Here is a 20,224-nt window from a genome sequence, read left to right on the forward strand (position 1 = left end):
AATGTTAAATTTATGGTTATTGTGACAATTCATAAACTGTCACATATGCTAGTAGGTATGGTTGCTGATGCTGATAGATTATTCTTGTGTGTGAGGAGTAAGAGTGATTTGAAAAAGCCTTTGGAGTCGAAACACGGCAAGACGCCCGAAGGCTTTTCATTTTTATTTAGTTTTATGCCAGAAGCTTCGCCATAATCTCTCAAGCGTTGAATGATAAGACTGAAAACGGCTATATTATAATCAAGGATTTTTCAGTCCATCTAAAGATAAAGGTTAAAAGAATTTCATGATTGCCAACATTGAAGCTAAAGAATTATTTCGTGCTGCTTACGAAAACCGCTACACTTGGGATAAAAATTTTCCCGGATATACAGCAGATATTACCTTTAAGGTTAATGATAAGATAATGGTGGGTCAGGTTCGTGTGAACCGTGATCTCAGTACCGAAGTGTTTAACGTTGAGGATGAGGCAATTAAGGCTGAAATTGGGTCTCAGTTATGGGAAGTTGCCATTCATCGTATTCGCCGAAGTTTTGAAGATACTCACGGCAAAAATACCTTCCGTTATGGAAATACGGACGAAACAGGGGCCGTAGAGATTCTTCTGGGTGGTAAGTCAGAAGGCGATCGCTATAAACTTCGTAATAACCAGGTTTGTCATGTCCATCGTCATATTCATGGGGTGGTTGTCACTATTGATACGTTTAGTAGTCATGATACAGGAAGTGGTTATTTAGCCCATCGTTATGATTCTATTTATCATGATCCTAAAACGGGAGATGTTAAAACTCGAAAAAGTGATTTTGAAGATAATTATGACCAAATTGGAGATTATTATATCTTAACAAGTCGTATTATCCATAAAGAAGAAAATGGAGAAAATCTGATCAAAGAATTCGGATTTTCTAATATTAAATTATTGCAACCAGCCCTAGTTTGATACATAAGTAATAGGCGTTGCTGATTGATGGATACTTATATTTAGAGGCTATGTGTAGGGGTAATTCATGAATTGCCCCTGCAAAAGAAACTTTCTTAATATGAGTAAATCTTGACAATTTATTGTAAAATTCTTAAGAAAAAAGAATTGTCAATGATTAGGAATTTCTGAAATTATAGCTCTTAGATAGAAGTCAACTGATATGTTTAAAAGGGATAGGATTATTAATTTTTGCTTAGTTAAGTCGCTATCTTAAATTTTTGACTTTGACATTCATTTGTAAGGAGTAATTATGGCTACATTGCTTGAACAACTTCGGAAATTTACAATTGTTGTGGCAGATACAGGGGATATTCAAGCTATTGAAACCTTTACACCCCGTGATGCTACTACAAATCCTTCTTTAATCACGGCGGCGGCTCAAATGCCCCAATATCAGTCTATTGTAGATGATACTCTTAAAACTGCTAGAAAAGAATTAGGAAAAGTTGCTTCTACTTCTGATGTGGTTACGTTGGCTTTTGATCGTTTGGCGGTGGCTTTTGGCTTAAAAATTCTCGAAATTATTCCTGGAAGGGTTTCTACTGAAGTTGATGCTCGCTTATCTTATGATATGGAGGGAACCCTCGAAAAAGCTCGTTATTTGATTGGAGAATACCAAAAAGCAGGGGTTTCACGCGATCGCATTTTGATCAAAATTGCTTCTACTTGGGAAGGAATTAAAGCGGCGGAAATCCTGGAAAAAGAGGGTATTCATTGTAATTTAACCCTATTATTTGGCATACATCAGGCGATCGCTTGTGCAGAAGCGGGTATTACCTTGATTTCTCCGTTTGTAGGGCGTATTCTGGACTGGTATAAGAAGGAAACCGGAAAAGACTATGCTGCGGCTGAAGATCCGGGGGTTGTTTCTGTTACTAGCATCTACAATTATTACAAAAAATTTGGTTACAAAACTGAAGTGATGGGGGCAAGTTTCCGTAATATTGGAGAAATTTGTGAATTAGCAGGAAGTGATTTATTAACCATTTCTCCTGGGTTATTAGAGAAGTTAAATTCAACGGAAGAACCTTTACCTCGTAAGCTTGACCCTGAAGTAGCTGCTTCGATGGAAATTACCAAAATTTCTATTGACAAAGCGACATTTGAACAGATGCACAAAGCTGATAAAATGGCTTATGAAAAGCTAGATGAAGGTATTGCTGGCTTTACCAAAGCGTTAGAAAGTCTTGAAGAAATGCTTAAAGAAAGGCTCGCTCGTCTGGAAGGAGAAAGCACTGTACATAATGCGGCGGCGGATATTTTCCGAGTCTATGATTTAGATGGAGATGGGTTTATTACTCGTGAAGAATGGGCAGGAACTGATTTAGTTTTTGATGCTATTGATATTAACCATGATGGCAAAATTACGGCTGAAGAAATGGCGGCCAGTTTAGGTGGTGCTATTCGTTTAGTTGAAGCTTAATTGATTGTAGGGTGGGCATTGCCCACCCTACAACCGATAAATTTCTTTTCGATGTTTACATTGTAAGAGTTGTATCATTCGATTAGAATCATTGATTTCATAACGCACTCGATAATCTCCGACACGAAGACGATATTCATTATCATAACCTTTCATTTTAACTACTCCTACAGGACGAGGTTCTTTTCTGAGATATTCAATTTTTTCTAAAATACGAGTTTTAAATTCATTGGGTAAATTATCAATTTGTTTTTGAACAGATTTAGAAATAATAATCTCATAACTCATGATGCTGATGCTTTATTTTTAGCCAGATATTGATCTAAGGTTAAATACTCACCTGTTTGATATTCAGTATGAACTCCTTGCAATTCTGCTATAGTTTCAGCATCATCTTCATAAGCGGCTTCTTCTTCTTCAAATATTTTTTGTTCTAGTATTTCTAGTAGTTGACGCTTTTGTTCTAAATCAAGAGAACAAATGGTATCTGTCAAGGTTTCAATGGTTATTTTTAGGTTGATAGTTGTTACCATTTTGTTAAGCTTTAAGGATACAATAAAGGCAGATTTTAATTAATATTAAAAATAATATCACTTTATAAGTATAACTTAATTTTGTCTATTATGTCAAGTTCTACCCCAGAAAGTGTAGAGAAATTTATTGATTTTTGTGAGCAACATATTACGGGTAAAGAAACAAAAGAAGCACAAATCTTTTATTGGCCCTTGGTCGCCCGTTTAATGAGATAATTAGTCATCTAGATTATTTTAACTAAATCTGTTAACGCCTCATTAATAATCTCATCACTAACCCCTCTACGCTTTAACCCTTCAATAAACAGAGAAACTCCTTGATGACGACTTTCTAAATGATATAAAATTGCTTCTATTGGAGTTGGGAGTTCAATAGGATAATGTTCTTGTTCATATACCTCTACTAAAGTAGCTAAAATTTCTAATTTTTCCCCTGATGGTGTATTGAGTTCAGCATCAAAAAGAGATTCAATTTCTTGTAAAGCTTGTTGATAATCATTATCCGTTTTTATTGGTCGTAAATTCATGTTAATTAACCTCCTTAAATTGTAGTAGCATCTATTTTATCATACTCTTTATGAGTTCCAATAAAACGAATAAAAACGATGCCAATATCATAGCGAATATGAACAATTAACCGATAATGATTCCCTTTAATATTAAAAACTACCCGATTATTAGCAATAATACTAGCATTTTTATAGATTTTTTTTATATCAGATGGACTTTGCCAATTAGCACGAGAAACATCATCAAACCATGCTTTTAAAGGTTGTTCAGCAGAGAGATGTTTTTGTCAAAATTCCCTTAAGGTACTTCGAGCAATAATTCTCAAAATAATAACTCCTCCAATGCGTTAAAAGTTACCTCAATTCAATAATCCATTATAGATTGAACTAAACGCTTTACCCAAATCAGCACCAAAATTAAATGTAGGGGCTTAATAATTTAAGATCAAGGTGATTTAGCTATCTCAACTGATGCTTTAATTATTAACTGCTTATACAATAAAATATAGGACTTATGCAAGACCTCCAGACATAGATCAATATTATTATAGTGATAAATGAACATGAAAAAAATCCTATCAACTCTTATTTTAAGTCTATTATTAAGCATAAGCATAGCTAATTCTTGGGCTGCAGACTTGCCAGAAATCATACGACGGGGTAAACTAATTGTAGCGGTAAAAAATAACACTCGACCCCTTGGATTTTCTGATGATACTCAACAACTTCAAGGACTAGAAATTGATATTGCTCGCCGTTTGGCCCAACAACTTTTAGGTAATCCTGAGGCCATTATCTTAAAACCTGTCAATAATCAAGAACGATTACAAACAGTAATTGACGGAAAAGTGGATTTAGTCATCGCCAGAGTCACGATTAATCCCTCTCGCGCCCAATTAGTCAATTTTAGCCCTGCTTACTATTTAGATGGTACTGGTTTAGTGACGAAAAACCCCAATATTCAAGGCTTAACCGCCTTATCTACCGCCAAAATAGCCATACTTAAGTCATCCAGTACCATCGCAGTAATTCGCAGCGAACTCCCCAAAGCAGAGTTAATTGGGGTAAATTCTTATCAAGAAGCCTTAACATTATTAGAAGCGGGAGTTGTTGAGGCCTTTGCGGGGGATAATAGTATTTTAGCGGGATGGGTGCAGGAAAATTCTGAATACCATCAATTACCCGTTCGTTTGTCAGGAGAAGGGTTAGGGGTAGTCATGCCCAAAGGAGCGAAGTATGCTAGTCTACGGGGCAAAGTCAATGAAGCCATTGTCCGTTGGCAGCGATCAGGATGGTTAGCACAACGGGCTAAATATTGGGGACTCCCTTAAACTAAAAATGCTCCCAGGCACCAAGTCTGGAGCTATAGGAACGAAGCCTGCCTATGCAGACTCAAATACTAATAATTCGTCGGATAGCCCGCGCAGGCGGGCTTTGTTCCTACAGCCCAACCCTTTAGGGTTAGGGTATTTTAGAGAATGAAATAGCCTTGTCCTTAAACTATTATAATTATAATGATTAATTGGGATTTGAGCAACTATGAATGAAATTCTTCCAGTCATTTATTTATCCGGTATTGTGATTTTTTTAGGGGGAGTAGCTATTTTTCTTCTCCTACAAATCATTAAAACTCGTCGTACTGAAAACAGATTTTCTAAACTACAAGAAAAGTTACAAAAAGATAAAGGTACGGCTGAAGACTATTATGAATTAGGGAGTTTGTACCTAGAGAAAAAAATATATGTACAGGCAGTTAAACTCTTAGAAAAAGCCTTGAAAACTGGTCCAAAATTAGAGCCAGAAAATAAAGCCTTAATTTATAATGCTTTGGGTTATGCCTATTTTTGTCAAGAACAATTAGAGTTAGCTATTCGTCATTATAAAGACGCAATTAAACTGTATCCAGAATATGCGATCGCGTTAAATAATTTAGGTAATGCTTACGAAAAAAAACAAATGATTTCTAAGTCCATTGAAACTTATGAAGAAACATTAAAGTATGACCCGACAAATAAGATTGCTAAGCGTCGAGTTGAATTATTAAGCAAGCGTTTAGTAGAATCAAAATGAGTTATTTATATTTCAAATGGAAATGCTATATAGTGTTTCGATTTAAAATATAAACATTTGTGACAGGCCCTATCTTGCCTGTGACGGGCAAGATTTCCATTTCACATCCACATCTCAATTATTAATATTTTATCAGCCAAAAGGCTTGTTTTCTAATATATAAAGGATTGTCTAATTTTACTGAAGGAGCGATCATTTTGATTTCTCTCATCATTTGATTATGAGAAATCATCCAATTAGTATAATCAGAAGATTTATCGATTTTTTGATCAGGACAATATTGAGTCACTTTTGTGATAATTGTTTTAGTAATCTCAAAGATTAAAAGACATTTTTGAGGTAAAGTAATCCCTATAGATAAACGATTGTTTAATTCTGTATAAAAAGTTACAGTACTAATTTGATTAACCCCCGTTGCTAAAAGTCCCCAAAATTGGGCATTTGCTGAGTAAACTTGTTGACGAGATGCAGTATTAACTCTGGCTAATGTTTGACTTAATAAAGGGTTATTGTCAGCACTTAAAGCTTTATTTATAGTAAAAAAATTTAGGATATTAACAATAATTATAATCCACCAGACCGTCAACTTCATGTTAAACTAATTTGAACAATATTAACAAACTTTAAAACGAGTAGGTTGGGTTGAGGAACGAAACCCAACAAAGAGTTCTTATTGGCATTTCACTATCATTCAAACCAACCTACATTTATTAACCGATAACAGATGATAAAGCCAGCTTTTTAACTGATTTAACTATCACCTGATTTTGCTCATTAACATCTACTTTTAGCTGTTCTCCATCTTTAACTTGACCTAAGAGAATAGCCTCAACTAAACTATCTTCTAAACGTCTCATAATTGCACGACGTAAAGGTCTGGCCCCATAACTAGGATCATAACCTTCATTAACAACAAGTTCCTTAAACTTATCAGTCACAGTTAAAGTCATTTGACGTTGTTCTTGTAACTGTTTAGCCACTTCTTGTAGGAGAATATCCGCAATTTTAGTCACTTCAGATTTATTGAGTTGATGGAACACAATAATCTCATCAAGACGGTTAAGAAACTCTGGGCGGAAATATTGTTTAAGTTCATTATTAACTAACTCTTGAAGCCGTTTATATTGAGCATTATCTTGATTAGAATCAGTTTCAAAACCAAACCCATTACCCCCTTTTTCAATGACCTTTGACCCAATATTAGAAGTCATAATAATGAGAGTATTATTAAAGTCTACTGTACGACCTTTAGCATCCGTTAACCGTCCATCTTCTAACACTTGAAGCAACAGATTAAACACATCAGGATGGGCTTTTTCAATCTCATCAAATAACACCACTCCATAGGGATGACGACGTACTGCTTCTGTTAATTGTCCCCCATCTTCATAGCCCATAAATCCAGGAGGTGAACCAATTAATTTAGAGATAGTATGCGACTCCATATATTCTGACATATCTAACCGAATCATCGAATCATCAGACCCAAATAAATACTTCGCTAAGGCCTTAGTTAATTCGGTTTTACCTACTCCAGTAGGCCCCGCAAAAATAAAACTAGCAATAGGACGATGAGGATTTTTTAACCCAACTCTTGCACGACGTAAAGACCGAGATATAGCTTTAACTGCTTCACTTTGTCCAATAATACGTTCATGTAAATGGTCTTCTAAATAAAGCAGAGATTCTGATTCAGTTTCCGTTAATTTATTAACGGGAATTCCCGTCCAAGCTGCCACAATATGAGCAATTTCTTCCTCATCAACCACCGGAATTAAAGAATCAGGATTAATGATAACAGATGAATTTTGACCCTCTACAGATGAAGCCATTTTAGTTTGTAAAGAATGACGTAAATGAGTCCGAGATCCTGCCTCATCCATTAGATCAATTGCCTTATCAGGAAGAAAGCGATCGCTAATATAACGATCAGCTAATTTAGCAGCACTTTCTAAAGCTTGATCATCAAATTTAACCTTATGATAAGCCTCATATTCTTTGCGTAATCCTAACAAAATTTCAATGGTTTCACTAACAGAAGGTTCTCCTACCATGACACATTGAAATCTTCGTTCTAATGCCCCATCCCGTTCAATATATTGACGATATTCATCTAAAGTTGTTGTACCTAAACATTGTAATTCTCCTCTCGCTAAAGCAGGTTTTAACAAATTAGCTGCATCCATACCTCCTCCCATGTTTCCCGCACCTACTAAAGTATGAACTTCGTCAATAACTAAAATGATATTTCCTGCCTTTTTGACTTCCTCAACAATAGCTTTGAGTCGTTCCTCAAAATCACCTCTAAAGCGAGTTCCTGCCACCAATAAGCCCATGTCAAGGGTCATGACTTCTTTATTAATTAAAAGTTCGGGAATCTCCCCTGCTACAATTCTTTGAGCTAGTCCTTCAGCGATCGCCGTTTTGCCAACTCCAGGTTCCCCCACTAACACCGGATTATTTTTAGTACGTCTCCCCAAAATTTGGATGGTTCTCTCAATTTCCTTAGTTCTTCCTACCACCGGATCAAGTTTACCCTCTCTTGCTTTTTGCGTCAAATTAACGCCAAAGTCCTCTAAACGAGTTTTTTTACCTGAAGGACGTTCAAACCCTATAGGTTCATCAAAAGCAGCAACAGGGACGGGTTCTTGTTCCTCAATACGATCAATTAAAGTAGTACGTAACTCAGCAAGATCAATATTTTGTAATTTGATCGCTTTGACGGCCACCGCATCAGGATCACAAATAAGAACTAATAAGATATGTTCAGTGGTAACATAGCGATCGCCCTGTTGACGCGCTTCCTGAAAAGCCCGTTCTAGTATTAGTTTAACCATTGAGGTAAAGGGAATATTAGCCGGACTAAAACCCACCCCTTTTTTAGTGATTTTTTGAATAATATGTCTTGTTTGGGCCAATGTTAAGCCAAATTCTCCTAATACCTTAGCGGAGATACCAGTGCCTTCTCCTATTAACCCTAATAATAGATGTTCTGTCCCCACCAAATTTTGTCCCGTGCGACGGGCTTCTTCTTGGGCTAACATAATGGCTTTAATAGCTTTGTCTGTAAAGTATTCAAACATAAATTTTTAAGGTGTTGGGTTTGTTACATTTCTTTATCTTCTTCTCATACTGTATCTTAGTCCCTAGAAAGAAGCATAGTAGGGAAAGCCGTAAATAACTACGTAGGGGCGAGTTTTTAAGCACAATTGATGATTTTAATACATATATTTAGATAAACCCGGTCGTAAAAAATAATCGTTCTTGTGATCAAGATCACAGAAGATTGGGTATTCTGATCTTATACTGAATCACAGGGAAGTTTCAGGACTAACTCAACTTAACCTAAAGGTTTGGTTGAAATTCTGTGTTGTTCTTTATTGGTTTTAATTGCTTGTCTTTATTCATATTACTGACTTTTATATAGCTGAAGGTTGAGCAGCTTTAAAGGAGAAAAACAATGTTAATTGCCACTCAATTACAAAAAGACTTTGAAAATTTAGTTAGAGAGGATACCTTATTTGATGATTACTTTAAACATTGGGTTAATCATCCTGATAAGTATTTAGATAGACTAGAACAGTTATTGTTTGAAGATTCAGTAGATTTTATTAAAATTTGTCGTAATATTCCTGAAAATATTAGCTATTTTCTCAATCGCATTTGTTGTTATTTTATTAATCATTTGGGACTTGATAGACGTTTTAGAAATGACCTTTATAGTTCTTTAACTCGTCTCATTAATATTTTAGAAAATGCCGCATCCAAACCGGTTATTTCTTCTTCTCTTCAACCCTTTTTTACAAAAGTAAGAATTATTGAAGGGGAACCGGAAACCCCTACAGCTTTTGAAAGAATTAAATTGGCTGTAGACAAGTATAAGAAACTAGAAGATGATACAGAACCTAATTGGAAGCGGAAACAAAGATTAGGGCAACGTTTAATACGTTATCCTCATCTATATGGTTCTTATTTAGGAGCATCTGATAACACCACTTTTGGACAAACAACACAGGTAAGACAAAGCCAATATATTAATAATTATACTGTCGATTTACATCGTTATCTTCGTCAGGAAACGATGAAAGATAACAATAAAGATCTAGCAGATTCTTTTGCGGTAGGATCAGTAGGGAAGAATTGGGATAATCCAACTCAATTGAAAAAAGTTAATCTTTATAAATCAATTTATTACTATAAAAAAACAGAAAGTAAGTTTAAAGAAAGATCTCTTTTTGTGACAGGTCACTATGAGAAAACGTCTTTATTAGAATGTAAGTTAATGATCTATCAAGTGATTGTTAGTCTATTTCCTCCTGAATATCAAAAAGCCTTTGTTACTCAAAAACTTTTAGCTAGTCTACAAGGACAAGAAGCTAGTTATAATAATAAAAATGCTGAATTAGCTTTGATTAAAACGGCTATTGATTATTGTTTCAAATTATTAGTCATTGATGATGATAAAAATCATTTCTTTTTCATTGATATGATTAGTAATATGGGGGCTAAAAAAACTTTAAATATTTTCTTACAATTGATTCATTGTTATCCGATAGATCCTCATAGTAAAGATCAACAAGATAAAAAACAAAGAATGCTCATAGCTTTAGAAAAAAGATTAGCCATGTTATTCAAAAATTACGAAGATTTTGATGAGACTGAAATGGCCTGGCTAATTAATTTTCTGGAATATTTCCATATTGCCACTGCCTTACAATTTGATGGACTTGATCTAGGGGGAATTAAAATTCCTTCTGATGTTCTTAATGCTGGTTAAATATTAGGGTTTAATGTTATTTATTTCTGTCAATTCTTTAATAATTGTAGGTTGGGTTGAGGAACGAAACCCAACAAACCGCCCCTAATAAGATTTTAACCATATTGTGGTTCCCCCGATATCTTGCTATAGAATGTGTGTTAGAGTTACAATCTTTAAAATGGTGGGTTACGACGCGGACAAAAACTTATTAGTTTTCCCTCAAAATCGTTGCCGCGTCTAACCCACCCTACTTATAATTAAACAGAAAGTTCTAACATTCTTTGAATGGGACGTAAAGCAGCTAGACGAATAGACTCATCCATAGTAATTTCTGGGGTTTTAAACTTCATTGCTAAATATAATTTTTCTAAAGTATTCAAACGCATATGAGGACATTCATTACAAGGACAATTATCTATTCCTGGTGCTGGAATAAATAGTTTATCAGGGGTTTCTTTCTCCATTTGATGAATAATACCCGGTTCAGTAGCGACAATAAAGGTACGACTCGGACTCTGTTGAGAATACTGTAGTAATGCAGTGGTAGAACCGATATAATTAGCATGAGCTAAAACTGAAGGTTCACATTCAGGATGAGCAATAACTTCTGCATCAGGATGTTCAATTTTCAACTGCACAATTTTCTTCTCTGAGAAGGTTTCATGCACCATACAACTCCCTTGCCATAAGATTAAATCTCGTCCGGTTTGTTCCATAACATACCGTCCTAAATTACGATCTGGAGCAAAAATAATGGGGCGATCTTTCGGTAGTTGATTAACAATTTTGACTGCATTAGAACTGGTACAAATAATATCGCTCATTGCCTTGATTTCTGCACTACAATTGATGTAAGAAACCACCAAACAATTAGGATATTGGGCTTTAAATTCAGCAAATTCTTTGGGAGGACAACTATCTGCTAAGGAACAACCGGCCGCTAAATCAGGCAATAATACCAATTTATCAGGATTGAGGATTTTTGCGGTTTCTGCCATAAAATGAACTCCCGCAAAGACAATAACCTCAGCATTGGTACTAGCTGCTTGTTGTGATAGTCCCAGAGAATCGCCGATAAAATCAGCAATATCTTGAATATCAGGGTCTTGATAATAATGAGCTAAAATAACCGCCTTTAACTCTTTTTTTAGGGCGTTGATGGCAATAAACAAGTCATTAGGTAAGAAAGAAGTTGTTGAGGATTGCTCAGGGCGTACAATTGTAAACACAGTAAAAGGAAACTCCTCAAAGAATTATAGTTAATATTACCAAAAATAATAGCACAAAATCTCATTGTACCATAAAAAGTTCCGTAAGGGTTTAACAATGTTAAGCTAAGTTCGATATAAGATAATCGCTATAGAAAAGGTTTTAACAACATATCCCTTTTCATTTGTCTTGAAAAATAGATAATTATTCTGAAGTTGACTTAAATCTTATAATTACTGCTACTATTGAGAAAGTAGATATCAATTACATCTAACTAAACTTAGGGTAAACCAGGCTATTTATTGAGTTTCAAACTTCGTTGAAATTTGTTAATAAACGAAATTGAAATTCTTGTGCTACAGAACTTTCCAGGTAAAAAATAACCATGGCTAAACCCGAAAAGAATCCAACAACTGCACCTAGCTTCTTAAGAGATGCTTTTCAGTCTTATGCTCAATTTACAGTTGATCAAAAACAAGACGCTCAAAAACGAGCCTTAAAATGGCTACAAATTCATATACAATCTGACTTATCCGATCAAACTATTCTTGATCAATTTGCACAAAAATGGCGCACGGGTAAACTTTCCCCTTCCAATGCCAATGATTCACCCTTACATCTAGAAAATTTACCCCGTTCTTATAAAGGCACTGACTCTATCAATGCTCATCAAGAAGAAGCCTTTAGTTTTCTACAAGAACAAATTCCTACAGCACTGCAAGATGAGTTTAAAGCAAGATGGGAAGTTAAAAAAAGACTCAAAGTTTCTGGTGCTTCTGGAACCCCTTTAAAGATTGATGAAACAGAACCGGAAGTTTTGCAAAAAAATGATCCTGATGGAGAGGGGAAAACTTGGTATCAAGTCAATAAAGGAGATATTTATTATGTGCTTTCTAGTGAGGAAAAAGGCGATAATTATCTCGTCGTAATGACAGAAGAAATAGGTTCCGAAAATCGTAATACTTGGTATGTGTCTAAAACAGACGTTGAGATCTCTAATCTCTAATACCTTGTTTAAACTAAGTATTAGTTGGGTAACTTTTTAAGAAAGGTTTCCCAATTTTTCTAATATTTGTAGCACTTGATAAAGTTCCTGATTTGAGGTAAATAAAGCAAAAATTCGTGAAATATCGTATTCTGGAGAATCTTTTTGCATCAGCTTAACCTAGAGTAGTTATGGCTTCTGTGATAGCAGTAGACATCTTAAATAACCAACACAATTACAATTATGTTCTATTTTAGTCCAGTTCTCATGTAGAGGAGAAAGTCCTCAACTTTCTCACCTCAAACCCAATTTTAATAACAAAAACTTATCAATAATCCCCTATCACTTTTAAAATTTCTAATTTACATTCTGTTACTTGTAATAAAACTTAACAGATTATTGAGAATATTTCTTATTTGTAAACGAAGTCAAGGGATTTTTGCGCTATAGTCTAATTTTCATAATAGGATTCTGGTATTCAATTTTTCTCTAAATTGACCTCAAACCCCGATAAATTCGTGAAAAAGCTTCAATCAGTCTGGTGATGAACTCCCAAAAAATCAAAATTTAACCCAGAAAACGCCCGAAAAATTAGCTCTTTTTTATAAATTTTTGTTACGAGAAAAAAAACAAATTTGACAAAAAGTATTAAATATGTATAGAGAATTATCAACTCAAGACAACTAAAACAGTTAGTACTTAGCCACTGCTATAATTAAGATACAATCAGCAGCAGGGAAGTAAAAAAGTGCAAGCTATCCTCTTAAGCAGCGAAGAAGTTGCCAAACGTGCCAAACAATTATATGAAAATGGTATTCGTCAACAAGTAGAAACACCAGAAAATATCGGTAAAATGGTAATTATTGATATAGAAACAGGTGAATATGCCATTGATAAAATAGGCAGAGAATCAGCCCATTATCTAAGGAATAAAAACAGATTAGCTCGACTGTTTGGTATTCGGATTGGCTATAAATTCGCGGTTTCTTTCTGTGGTGATATGGAGCGTGATATTAGATGATTTCTGGGATTATCAAAAACGGATATCCATTAAGTAATTATTTTCCTGATTATTCCTGCTTATTTTTCTCTGGTTTAGAATACATTAAAGCACAGTTTTTTTGTTAATCATTGCCCTGTTAATTATACAAAAAAAAATGGCGTTGCTGATTGATGATATGATTTTTATCTCGCGCAAAGACGCATTTTAATAAAAAATATTGACAAAATACACAAGTTGTGAAGGTAAAGCAACTATCAATTATCCATTGATAAGTGTTTATGTTGTCGCCTGAACGTGATATTATTACTGCTGGTTTGCTATGGGACACTTTAGAGCATGGCTATCATGCAGAAAACAGACCTGTTGAACCATTTAACGAGTTCATCAGGGTTGTTTGCCAGTGCCAATATAAGCCAAATAACTCGATTAGCTTCATTCTTAGTCAAGGATAACCGAGTCTAATCAAAAACCGTAAACCTATGCCATTGACCGAACCCCAAACCGAAGCTACCGAGAAAATTACAGTCGCAACCGATCCCATGAAAGACTATTATCAGTTACAGCGAACCCTGCTGCTGCTGAGTTTAGGATTAACCGGAATCATCTTTATTAGCGTCTGGGTCTTCTATTCTCTGAATATAGCTCTAAATTATTTATTAGGAGCTTGTGTTGGTATAGTGTACTTAAAGTTACTAGCTGGCGAAGTAGAGAAAATCGGAACCACGGGGAACAGGGTTGGCACGAAAGGACTGGCTCTATTTGCTGCCATGATTATTTTAGCCAGTCGATGGCAAGAACTACACATTGTCCCAGTATTTCTGGGATTTCTGACCTATAAAGTCGCCATAATCGTTTATACGCTGCAAAGCGTCATGGCACCAGAGCCAAAACCAAACGATTAGGACACAAGGAAATCGATAATTTCCGTAATTAGACTAGGTAAATATTAGCCAATGACAATGTTAGATGGTTTGAGCATACTAAATTCCCTGCCCCTTGCTGCTTTAGAAGTTGGCAAGCACTGGTATTGGGAAATTGGCAATTTAAAATTACACGGGCAGGTATTTCTGGCCTCCTGGTTTGTCATTGTCCTGTTGGTTATTGCCTCCCTAGCCGCAAAACCAAAACAAGGTCAAATGGTTCCAGGTGGGATGCAAAACTTCATGGAATACGTCCTAGAATTTTTGCGAGACTTAGCGAAAAATCAACTAGGAGAAAAGCATTATCGACAATGGTTGCCCTTCATCGGGACATTATTTTTGTTTATTTTTGTCTCTAACTGGTCAGGAGCATTAATTCCTTGGAAACTGATTACAATTCCAGAAGGAGAATTAGCCGCTCCCACCAATGACATTAATACCACCGTTGCCTTAGCATTGTTAACCTCACTAGCGTATTTTTACGCGGGTTTGAGTAAGAAAGGACTAGGATATTTTGCCAACTATATCCAACCGATTCCCATTCTCTTACCCATTAAAATTCTAGAAGATTTCACCAAGCCCCTCTCCCTAAGCTTCCGTCTGTTTGGTAACATCTTAGCTGATGAACTGGTTGTGGGAGTTCTTGTATTTTTAGTCCCCCTATTAGTGCCATTACCCCTAATGGCATTAGGATTATTTACCAGTGCCATTCAAGCTTTAGTGTTCGCCACCTTAGCGGGTGCCTACATTCATGAAGCCATTGAGTCGGAAGAAGAAGAAGAACACGGGTAACCGTAAAATCATCTCTGGGCTAACCTAAAAAAAATAGGCAAAGATCATTTGAGCAAAAAAGCCCAAAACATAAGACAATAACAAAGAAGTCCGAGAGAAAATTCAACCGAAAATTCTGGACGACTTAGGTCTTGATCTGTTGGGAGTTCTTAACAATACAAGTCAAAACCATGTTTTGCTTGGGAACTTCGCACTCCTAAAATTTAGCCTGATCAACTTAGTTTGCAATTTTGTTCTGTCAATAAATTAACGAGGAAAAAATAAATGAATCCCACTGTTGCTGCTGCTTCCGTTATCGCTGCTGCTTTAGCTGTTGGTTTAGCCGCTATCGGCCCTGGTATTGGTCAAGGTAACGCATCAGGTCAGGCTGTTGCTGGGATTGCACGTCAACCCGAAGCAGAAGGCAAAATTCGCGGAACTTTACTTTTAACCTTAGCTTTCATGGAATCTCTGACCATTTATGGTTTGGTTATTTCATTGGTGCTGTTATTTGCTAACCCCTTCGCTTAAAACTTAATCAGATGGTAGAGACAGCATCTAGGCTGGCTCTACCGAAGAAAAGCTTTAATTAGATTGGAAGTGGATGGGTGAAAAATGTTTGATTTTGATGCAACTTTGCCCATGATGGCATTGCAATTTGTTGTGTTAGCGGTGATTCTCAATAGCATCTTTTACAAGCCATTAAACAAGGTATTAGATGAACGGGCAGAATACATCCGTAAACAAGAAGCTGATGGGCAAGAAAGGCTAACTAAAGCCAAAGAACTCGCCAAAGAATATGAAAAACAGCTAGCAGATGCTCGTAAGCAGTCTCAAGAAGTCATTGCTTCTGCACAAGCAGATGCTCAAAAAATGGCCGCTCAAGCTGTTGCTGTAGCACAAAAAGACGCTCAAGTCAAGAAAGAAACAGTAGCTCAAGAAATTGAGCAACAACGCCAAGAGGCTCTAACGAATCTAGAACAACAGGTGGATTCTTTGAGTCGTCAAATCCTAGAAAAATTACTAGGCCCTGAATTTGTAAGGTAAAAACGCCATCCGTTGACTAATAAACAGGTATGATCGATTCTTTTTTATTATTAGCCACAGAAAGCCATGGTGAGGGTGGGGCCTTAATAGGGTTCCATCTTGACTTGTGGGAAAGTAACATCATTAATCTGTCGATTCTTGTTGGTGTTTTGGTGTTTTACGGTCGTAAAGCGATCGGAAAAATTCTTAGTGATCGGCGCAGCCAAATTGCTCAAGCTATTCAAGAAGTTGAAGCAAGACAAAAGCAGGCGGCAGCAGCCTTAACTGAAGAACAAAGAAAATTAACCCAAGCCCAAGCAGAAGCCGAACGAATTCGTCAAGCGGCTCAAGAAAGAGCCAAAGTTGTCGCGGCTGAAATTGCCGCCCAATGTGAACGGGATGTTATTCGTCTTAGAGACAGTGCCGCCGCCGATTTATCCTCCGAACAAGATAGGGTAATCGCTCAATTGAAAAAGCAAATTGGTCAAATGGCCGTAGTTAAAGCTGAAGCTCAACTCAAACAGCAGATTGATGATACGGCTCAACAACGCCTAATTGATCGCAGTATTGCTCAGTTAGGAGGTTAATTGTGAAAGGTTCACTTTTTAGTACACAAGTTGCCGAGCCTTATGCTCAGGCACTGATGTCTTTAGCTCAATCTCAGCAAAGCATAGAGTCTTTGGGAGAAGATTGTCGTTCTCTGCTGGAACTCTGGAACAATTCTCCAGATTTACGGGAGTTTATCAATTCTCCAGTCACTAACGAAGAAAATAAGAAAGCGGTACTCAGACGGGTACTTGGCGATAATGCCAATACCTATTTGACCAATTTCATTATGCTTTTAATTGATAAACGGAGACTGGTTTACTTACCGGAAATTTGCCAACAATATTTGGCTTTACTACGGAAATTGACCAATACGGTCTTAGCTGAAGTTAGTTCTGCTCAGGCTTTGAGTGAAGAACAACGTTCAGCCGTTTGTGAAAAGATTAAACAATTGACCCAAGCTCAATCAATTGAGTTACAAACCACGGTTGATCCCGACTTAATTGGTGGGGTAGTGATCAAAGTTGGCTCACAAGTCTTTGATGCTAGTCTTCGCGGACAACTGCGTCGTATTAGTCTTAATCTCGGTGGTGCCTCCTAAGCTAAAACCAATTTAAAATGGGTTTTGGCAAGGCAAAAAGCAAAAGGCAAAAGGCAAAAGGAAAGCTGATTTTTTTCCTGACATTGCATCTTATAAAGTTTAGATGCGCCTAAGTTTAAGACAGTTCTACTGTTAACTGACATCGTTTTTCTCATATCCATTTAATCTCTAAACAGATCAAACTATGGTTAGCATCAGACCTGACGAAATTAGCAGCATTATTCGCCAGCAAATCGAGTCCTACGACCAAAGCGTTCAAGTATCTAACGTAGGCACTATTCTACAAGTTGGGGATGGAACTGCCCGCATTTATGGCTTAGAACAAGCTATGGCAGGAGAACTGCTCGAATTTGAAGATGGAACCGTCGGTATCGCCCTCAACTTAGAAGAAGACAACGTGGGGGCCGTTTTAATGGGAACTGGTTTCGGTATCCAAGAAGGAAGTACTGTTAAAGCTACAGGAAAAATTGCTCAGGTTCCTGTGGGCGATGCCATGATCGGTCGCGTGGTTGATGCTTTAGGCCGTCCTATTGATGGCAAAGGAGATATCAACACTAGCGAAACTCGTTTAATTGAATCTCCTGCCCCTGGTATTGTCGCTCGTAAGTCGGTGTGTGAACCCCTGCAAACAGGCATTACCGCTATTGATGCCATGATTCCTGTGGGACGGGGACAACGGGAGTTAATCATTGGTGACCGCAAAACCGGAAAAACCGCGATCGCCATTGACACCATCATTAACCAAAAATCAGAAAATGTTATCTGTGTTTATGTAGCCATCGGTCAAAAAGCGTCTACTGTAGCTCAAGTTGTGGGAACTCTCCAAGAAAAAGGAGCGATGGACTATACTATTGTGGTAGCTGCTAACGCTAATGACCCCGCCACTTTGCAATATCTTGCTCCCTACACAGGGGCGACTATGGCGGAATACTTCATGTATAAAGGCAAGCATACTTTGGTTATCTATGATGACCTTTCTAAGCAAGCTCAAGCTTATCGTCAGTTATCCTTACTGTTACGTCGTCCTCCCGGTCGGGAAGCTTATCCTGGAGATGTGTTCTATATTCACTCTCGTTTATTAGAACGGGCGGCTAAACTGAGTGATAAACTCGGTGGTGGTAGTATGACGGCGTTACCGGTAATTGAAACCCAAGCTGGAGACGTATCTGCTTACATTCCTACTAACGTAATTTCTATTACAGACGGTCAAATCTTCCTCTCTAGTGACTTGTTTAACTCAGGTTTCCGTCCCGCTATTAACGCAGGTATTTCTGTGAGTCGGGTAGGTTCAGCCGCTCAAACCAAGGCTATGAAACAAGTAGCTGGAAAACTGAAACTAGAATTAGCTCAGTTTGCTGAACTTGAAGCTTTTTCTCAGTTTGCCTCTGATTTAGATGCAGCTACCCAAGCTCAGTTAGCGCGAGGACAACGGTTACGTCAAGTGTTGAAACAACCGGAAAATTCTCCCTTAGCTGTTTGGGAACAAGTGGCTTTATCTTATGCGGGACTTAATGGCTATCTTGATGAAATTGCAGTAGAGAAAATAACTGTCTTCTGTGCTGGACTTCGGGAATATATCAAAACCAGTAAGGCCAAATATGCAGAGATTATTGACAGTGATAAAAAACTCACTGATGAAGCAGAAAACCTGCTCAAAGAAGCCATTAAGGAATATAAACAGGCTTTTGCTGCGTAATTAGGTGGAATAGTTAGCCGTCAATGGTTAGTTGTCCCTCTTAAGATATTGGATAACTGACCATTGATTATTTATAGAACTTAGGCAATACTAACCTGAATTGTGTTTTTTAGGGCAATTCATGAATTGTCCCTACGCCGTAAAGTCTGTGCATAACTCCTGATTTATCAATCACGCTCCCGAACTGATCCCTAAACATTATGCCTAATCTTAAAGCTATCCGCGATCGTATCCAGTCGGTCAAAAATACCAAAAAAATTACTGAAGCAATGCGCTTGGTGGCTGCAGCTAAAGTACGCCGCGCTCAAGAACAAGTAATTGCTACTCGTCCCTTTGCTGATGCGTTAGCCAATGTTCTCTATAATTTACTGAATCGTCTACGTTTTGGCGATGTTAATCTGCCTTTGTTACAACAGAGGGATGTTAAATCTGTCGCTGTTGTGGTTGTTTCTGGCGATCGCGGTTTATGTGGGGGCTATAATGCCTATATTATCCGTAAAGCAGAAGAACGTATTAAGGAATTAAAACAGCAAGGTTTAGATTATCGTTTGATTACTATTGGACGCAAAGCCACTCAATATTTTTCTCGTCGTCAAGCTCCTATTGAAGCAAAATATATCGGATTAAATCAAATCCCAACGGCGGATGATTCGGGAAGTATTGCTGATGAACTGCTTTCTTTATTCTTATCAGAGACAGTTGATCGGGTTGAATTAATTTACACGGGTTTTGTCTCTCTGATTAATTCTCGTCCTGTGGTTCAAACTTTGTTACCCTTGACCATTCAGGGGTTAGAAGTGGAAGATGATGAAATTTTCCGTCTCATTACTCGTGACGGTAAATTACAAGTGGAACGGCAAGCTGTAACTCAATCAGTTAGTAGCTTCTCCCAAGATATGATTTTTGAACAAGATCCTGTGCAAATTTTAGATGCTTTATTGCCTCTGTATGTTAACAACCAGTTACTCAGAGCTTTACAAGAATCAGCCGCTAGTGAATTAGCCGCTCGGATGACGGCCATGAGTAATGCCAGCGAAAATGCAGGTGAACTGATCGGTACGTTAACTTTATCTTACAATAAAGCTCGTCAAGCGGCAATTACTCAAGAATTGCTTGAGGTTGTATCGGGTGCTAATGCCTTGTAATTAAGTCCCTGACAATTTTAGAATTTAAATCTCCCCATCTAAATCA

22 protein-coding genes and 1 pseudogene are annotated in these 20,224 nt (G+C 37.1%); 16 read left to right on the forward strand and 7 right to left on the reverse strand.

All coding sequences use genetic code 11. The features are described 5' to 3' along the window. The first annotated feature begins 286 nt into the window (after positions 1-286). Together AsFPU1_RS07840 and AsFPU1_RS07845 are read left to right on the forward strand one after the other, a co-directional pair. Complete coding sequence (locus tag AsFPU1_RS07840; RefSeq protein ID WP_125061074.1) at positions 287-940, forward strand: DUF3386 domain-containing protein; 654 nt, start codon at positions 287-289, stop codon at positions 938-940. A gap of 292 nt (positions 941-1,232) precedes the next feature. Beyond that, the gene (locus AsFPU1_RS07845) at positions 1,233-2,405 is read left to right on the forward strand and encodes a transaldolase (RefSeq protein ID WP_125061075.1); all 1,173 of its coding nucleotides are present in this window, start codon (positions 1,233-1,235) and stop codon (positions 2,403-2,405) included. A gap of 27 nt (positions 2,406-2,432) precedes the next feature. Here the strand turns inward: AsFPU1_RS07845 and AsFPU1_RS07850 are convergent, their stop codons facing one another. Both AsFPU1_RS07850 and AsFPU1_RS07855 read right to left on the reverse strand, forming a co-directional pair. Then, a complete protein-coding gene (locus AsFPU1_RS07850; protein WP_125061076.1) occupies positions 2,433-2,693 on the reverse strand; it encodes a type II toxin-antitoxin system RelE family toxin in 261 nt (86 codons plus the stop codon). Beyond that, positions 2,690-2,938 (reverse strand): hypothetical protein, encoded by a 249-nt coding sequence (locus AsFPU1_RS07855; RefSeq protein WP_125061077.1) that lies wholly within the window; start codon positions 2,936-2,938, stop codon positions 2,690-2,692. The genes AsFPU1_RS07850 and AsFPU1_RS07855 overlap by 4 nt, the downstream gene beginning before the upstream one ends. A 90-nt stretch (positions 2,939-3,028) precedes the next feature. On the opposite strand from AsFPU1_RS07855, the gene AsFPU1_RS23315 reads away from it, so the two are divergent. Continuing rightward, the gene (locus tag AsFPU1_RS23315; protein ID WP_265415801.1) at positions 3,029-3,154 is read left to right on the forward strand and encodes a hypothetical protein; all 126 of its coding nucleotides are present in this window, start codon (positions 3,029-3,031) and stop codon (positions 3,152-3,154) included. Positions 3,155-3,162: 8 nt separating this feature from the next. Here the strand turns inward: AsFPU1_RS23315 and AsFPU1_RS07860 are convergent, their stop codons facing one another. Both AsFPU1_RS07860 and AsFPU1_RS07865 read right to left on the reverse strand, forming a co-directional pair. Continuing rightward, positions 3,163-3,465: a helix-turn-helix domain-containing protein gene (locus tag AsFPU1_RS07860; protein ID WP_124977076.1), complete on the reverse strand. Its 303-nt coding sequence runs from the start codon at positions 3,463-3,465 to the stop codon at positions 3,163-3,165. Positions 3,466-3,479: 14 nt separating this feature from the next. Next, positions 3,480-3,707 (reverse strand): annotated as a pseudogene (locus AsFPU1_RS07865) (type II toxin-antitoxin system HigB family toxin); the annotation flags it as partial. 303 nt (positions 3,708-4,010) lie between these two features. Here AsFPU1_RS07865 and AsFPU1_RS07870 point away from each other — a divergent pair. After that, a complete protein-coding gene (locus AsFPU1_RS07870) occupies positions 4,011-4,778 on the forward strand; it encodes a transporter substrate-binding domain-containing protein (protein WP_124977106.1) in 768 nt (255 codons plus the stop codon). A gap of 208 nt (positions 4,779-4,986) precedes the next feature. Further along, positions 4,987-5,517, forward strand: a complete 531-nt coding sequence (locus AsFPU1_RS07875; RefSeq protein WP_124977078.1) for a tetratricopeptide repeat protein — start codon at positions 4,987-4,989, stop codon at positions 5,515-5,517. Positions 5,518-5,638: 121 nt separating this feature from the next. Here AsFPU1_RS07875 and AsFPU1_RS07880 read toward each other — a convergent pair whose 3' ends face one another. Then, the gene (locus AsFPU1_RS07880) at positions 5,639-6,109 is read right to left on the reverse strand and encodes a hypothetical protein (protein ID WP_124977080.1); all 471 of its coding nucleotides are present in this window, start codon (positions 6,107-6,109) and stop codon (positions 5,639-5,641) included. A 118-nt stretch (positions 6,110-6,227) separates the two neighbouring features. Further along, positions 6,228-8,600 carry an ATP-dependent Clp protease ATP-binding subunit gene (locus AsFPU1_RS07885; protein WP_124977082.1) on the reverse strand — a complete coding sequence of 791 codons (2,373 nt, stop codon included), beginning with the start codon at positions 8,598-8,600 and terminating at the stop codon, positions 6,228-6,230. 377 nt (positions 8,601-8,977) lie between these two features. Between AsFPU1_RS07885 and AsFPU1_RS07890 the strand changes: the two genes are divergently transcribed. Further along, positions 8,978-10,294: a Sll1247 family protein gene (locus AsFPU1_RS07890; protein WP_124977084.1), complete on the forward strand. Its 1,317-nt coding sequence runs from the start codon at positions 8,978-8,980 to the stop codon at positions 10,292-10,294. A gap of 239 nt (positions 10,295-10,533) precedes the next feature. Here the strand turns inward: AsFPU1_RS07890 and nadA are convergent, their stop codons facing one another. Further along, positions 10,534-11,505: a quinolinate synthase NadA gene (gene nadA, locus AsFPU1_RS07895; protein ID WP_124977086.1), complete on the reverse strand. Its 972-nt coding sequence runs from the start codon at positions 11,503-11,505 to the stop codon at positions 10,534-10,536. A gap of 365 nt (positions 11,506-11,870) precedes the next feature. Between nadA and AsFPU1_RS07900 the strand changes: the two genes are divergently transcribed. From AsFPU1_RS07900 to AsFPU1_RS07945, 10 genes are all read left to right on the forward strand, one after another. After that, positions 11,871-12,491: a hypothetical protein gene (locus AsFPU1_RS07900; RefSeq protein WP_124977088.1), complete on the forward strand. Its 621-nt coding sequence runs from the start codon at positions 11,871-11,873 to the stop codon at positions 12,489-12,491. 727 nt (positions 12,492-13,218) lie between these two features. Then, positions 13,219-13,491, forward strand: a complete 273-nt coding sequence (locus tag AsFPU1_RS07905; RefSeq protein ID WP_124977090.1) for a hypothetical protein — start codon at positions 13,219-13,221, stop codon at positions 13,489-13,491. A gap of 461 nt (positions 13,492-13,952) precedes the next feature. Further along, entirely contained in the window at positions 13,953-14,375 is a 423-nt protein-coding gene (locus AsFPU1_RS07910) for an ATP synthase subunit I (RefSeq protein ID WP_124977092.1), read from the forward strand. A 51-nt stretch (positions 14,376-14,426) separates the two neighbouring features. Further along, complete coding sequence (gene atpB / locus AsFPU1_RS07915; RefSeq protein WP_124977094.1) at positions 14,427-15,185, forward strand: F0F1 ATP synthase subunit A; 759 nt, start codon at positions 14,427-14,429, stop codon at positions 15,183-15,185. A gap of 264 nt (positions 15,186-15,449) precedes the next feature. After that, positions 15,450-15,695: an ATP synthase F0 subunit C gene (atpE, locus tag AsFPU1_RS07920; protein ID WP_124977096.1), complete on the forward strand. Its 246-nt coding sequence runs from the start codon at positions 15,450-15,452 to the stop codon at positions 15,693-15,695. Between the two features lie 84 nt (positions 15,696-15,779). After that, positions 15,780-16,211 carry a F0F1 ATP synthase subunit B' gene (locus AsFPU1_RS07925; RefSeq protein ID WP_124977098.1) on the forward strand — a complete coding sequence of 144 codons (432 nt, stop codon included), beginning with the start codon at positions 15,780-15,782 and terminating at the stop codon, positions 16,209-16,211. A 29-nt stretch (positions 16,212-16,240) separates the two neighbouring features. Next, a complete protein-coding gene (locus tag AsFPU1_RS07930) occupies positions 16,241-16,777 on the forward strand; it encodes a F0F1 ATP synthase subunit B (protein ID WP_124977100.1) in 537 nt (178 codons plus the stop codon). A gap of 2 nt (positions 16,778-16,779) precedes the next feature. Then, a complete protein-coding gene (gene atpH, locus AsFPU1_RS07935) occupies positions 16,780-17,337 on the forward strand; it encodes an ATP synthase F1 subunit delta (RefSeq protein WP_124977102.1) in 558 nt (185 codons plus the stop codon). 184 nt (positions 17,338-17,521) lie between these two features. Further along, positions 17,522-19,033, forward strand: a complete 1,512-nt coding sequence (gene atpA / locus AsFPU1_RS07940; RefSeq protein WP_125061078.1) for a F0F1 ATP synthase subunit alpha — start codon at positions 17,522-17,524, stop codon at positions 19,031-19,033. Between the two features lie 200 nt (positions 19,034-19,233). After that, a complete protein-coding gene (locus AsFPU1_RS07945) occupies positions 19,234-20,178 on the forward strand; it encodes a F0F1 ATP synthase subunit gamma (RefSeq protein WP_124974960.1) in 945 nt (314 codons plus the stop codon). Positions 20,179-20,224: the final 46 nt, after the last annotated feature.

It is taken from the genome of Aphanothece sacrum FPU1, assembly GCF_003864295.1.
GTDB lineage: Bacteria > Cyanobacteriota > Cyanobacteriia > Cyanobacteriales > Microcystaceae > Aphanothece_B > Aphanothece_B sacrum.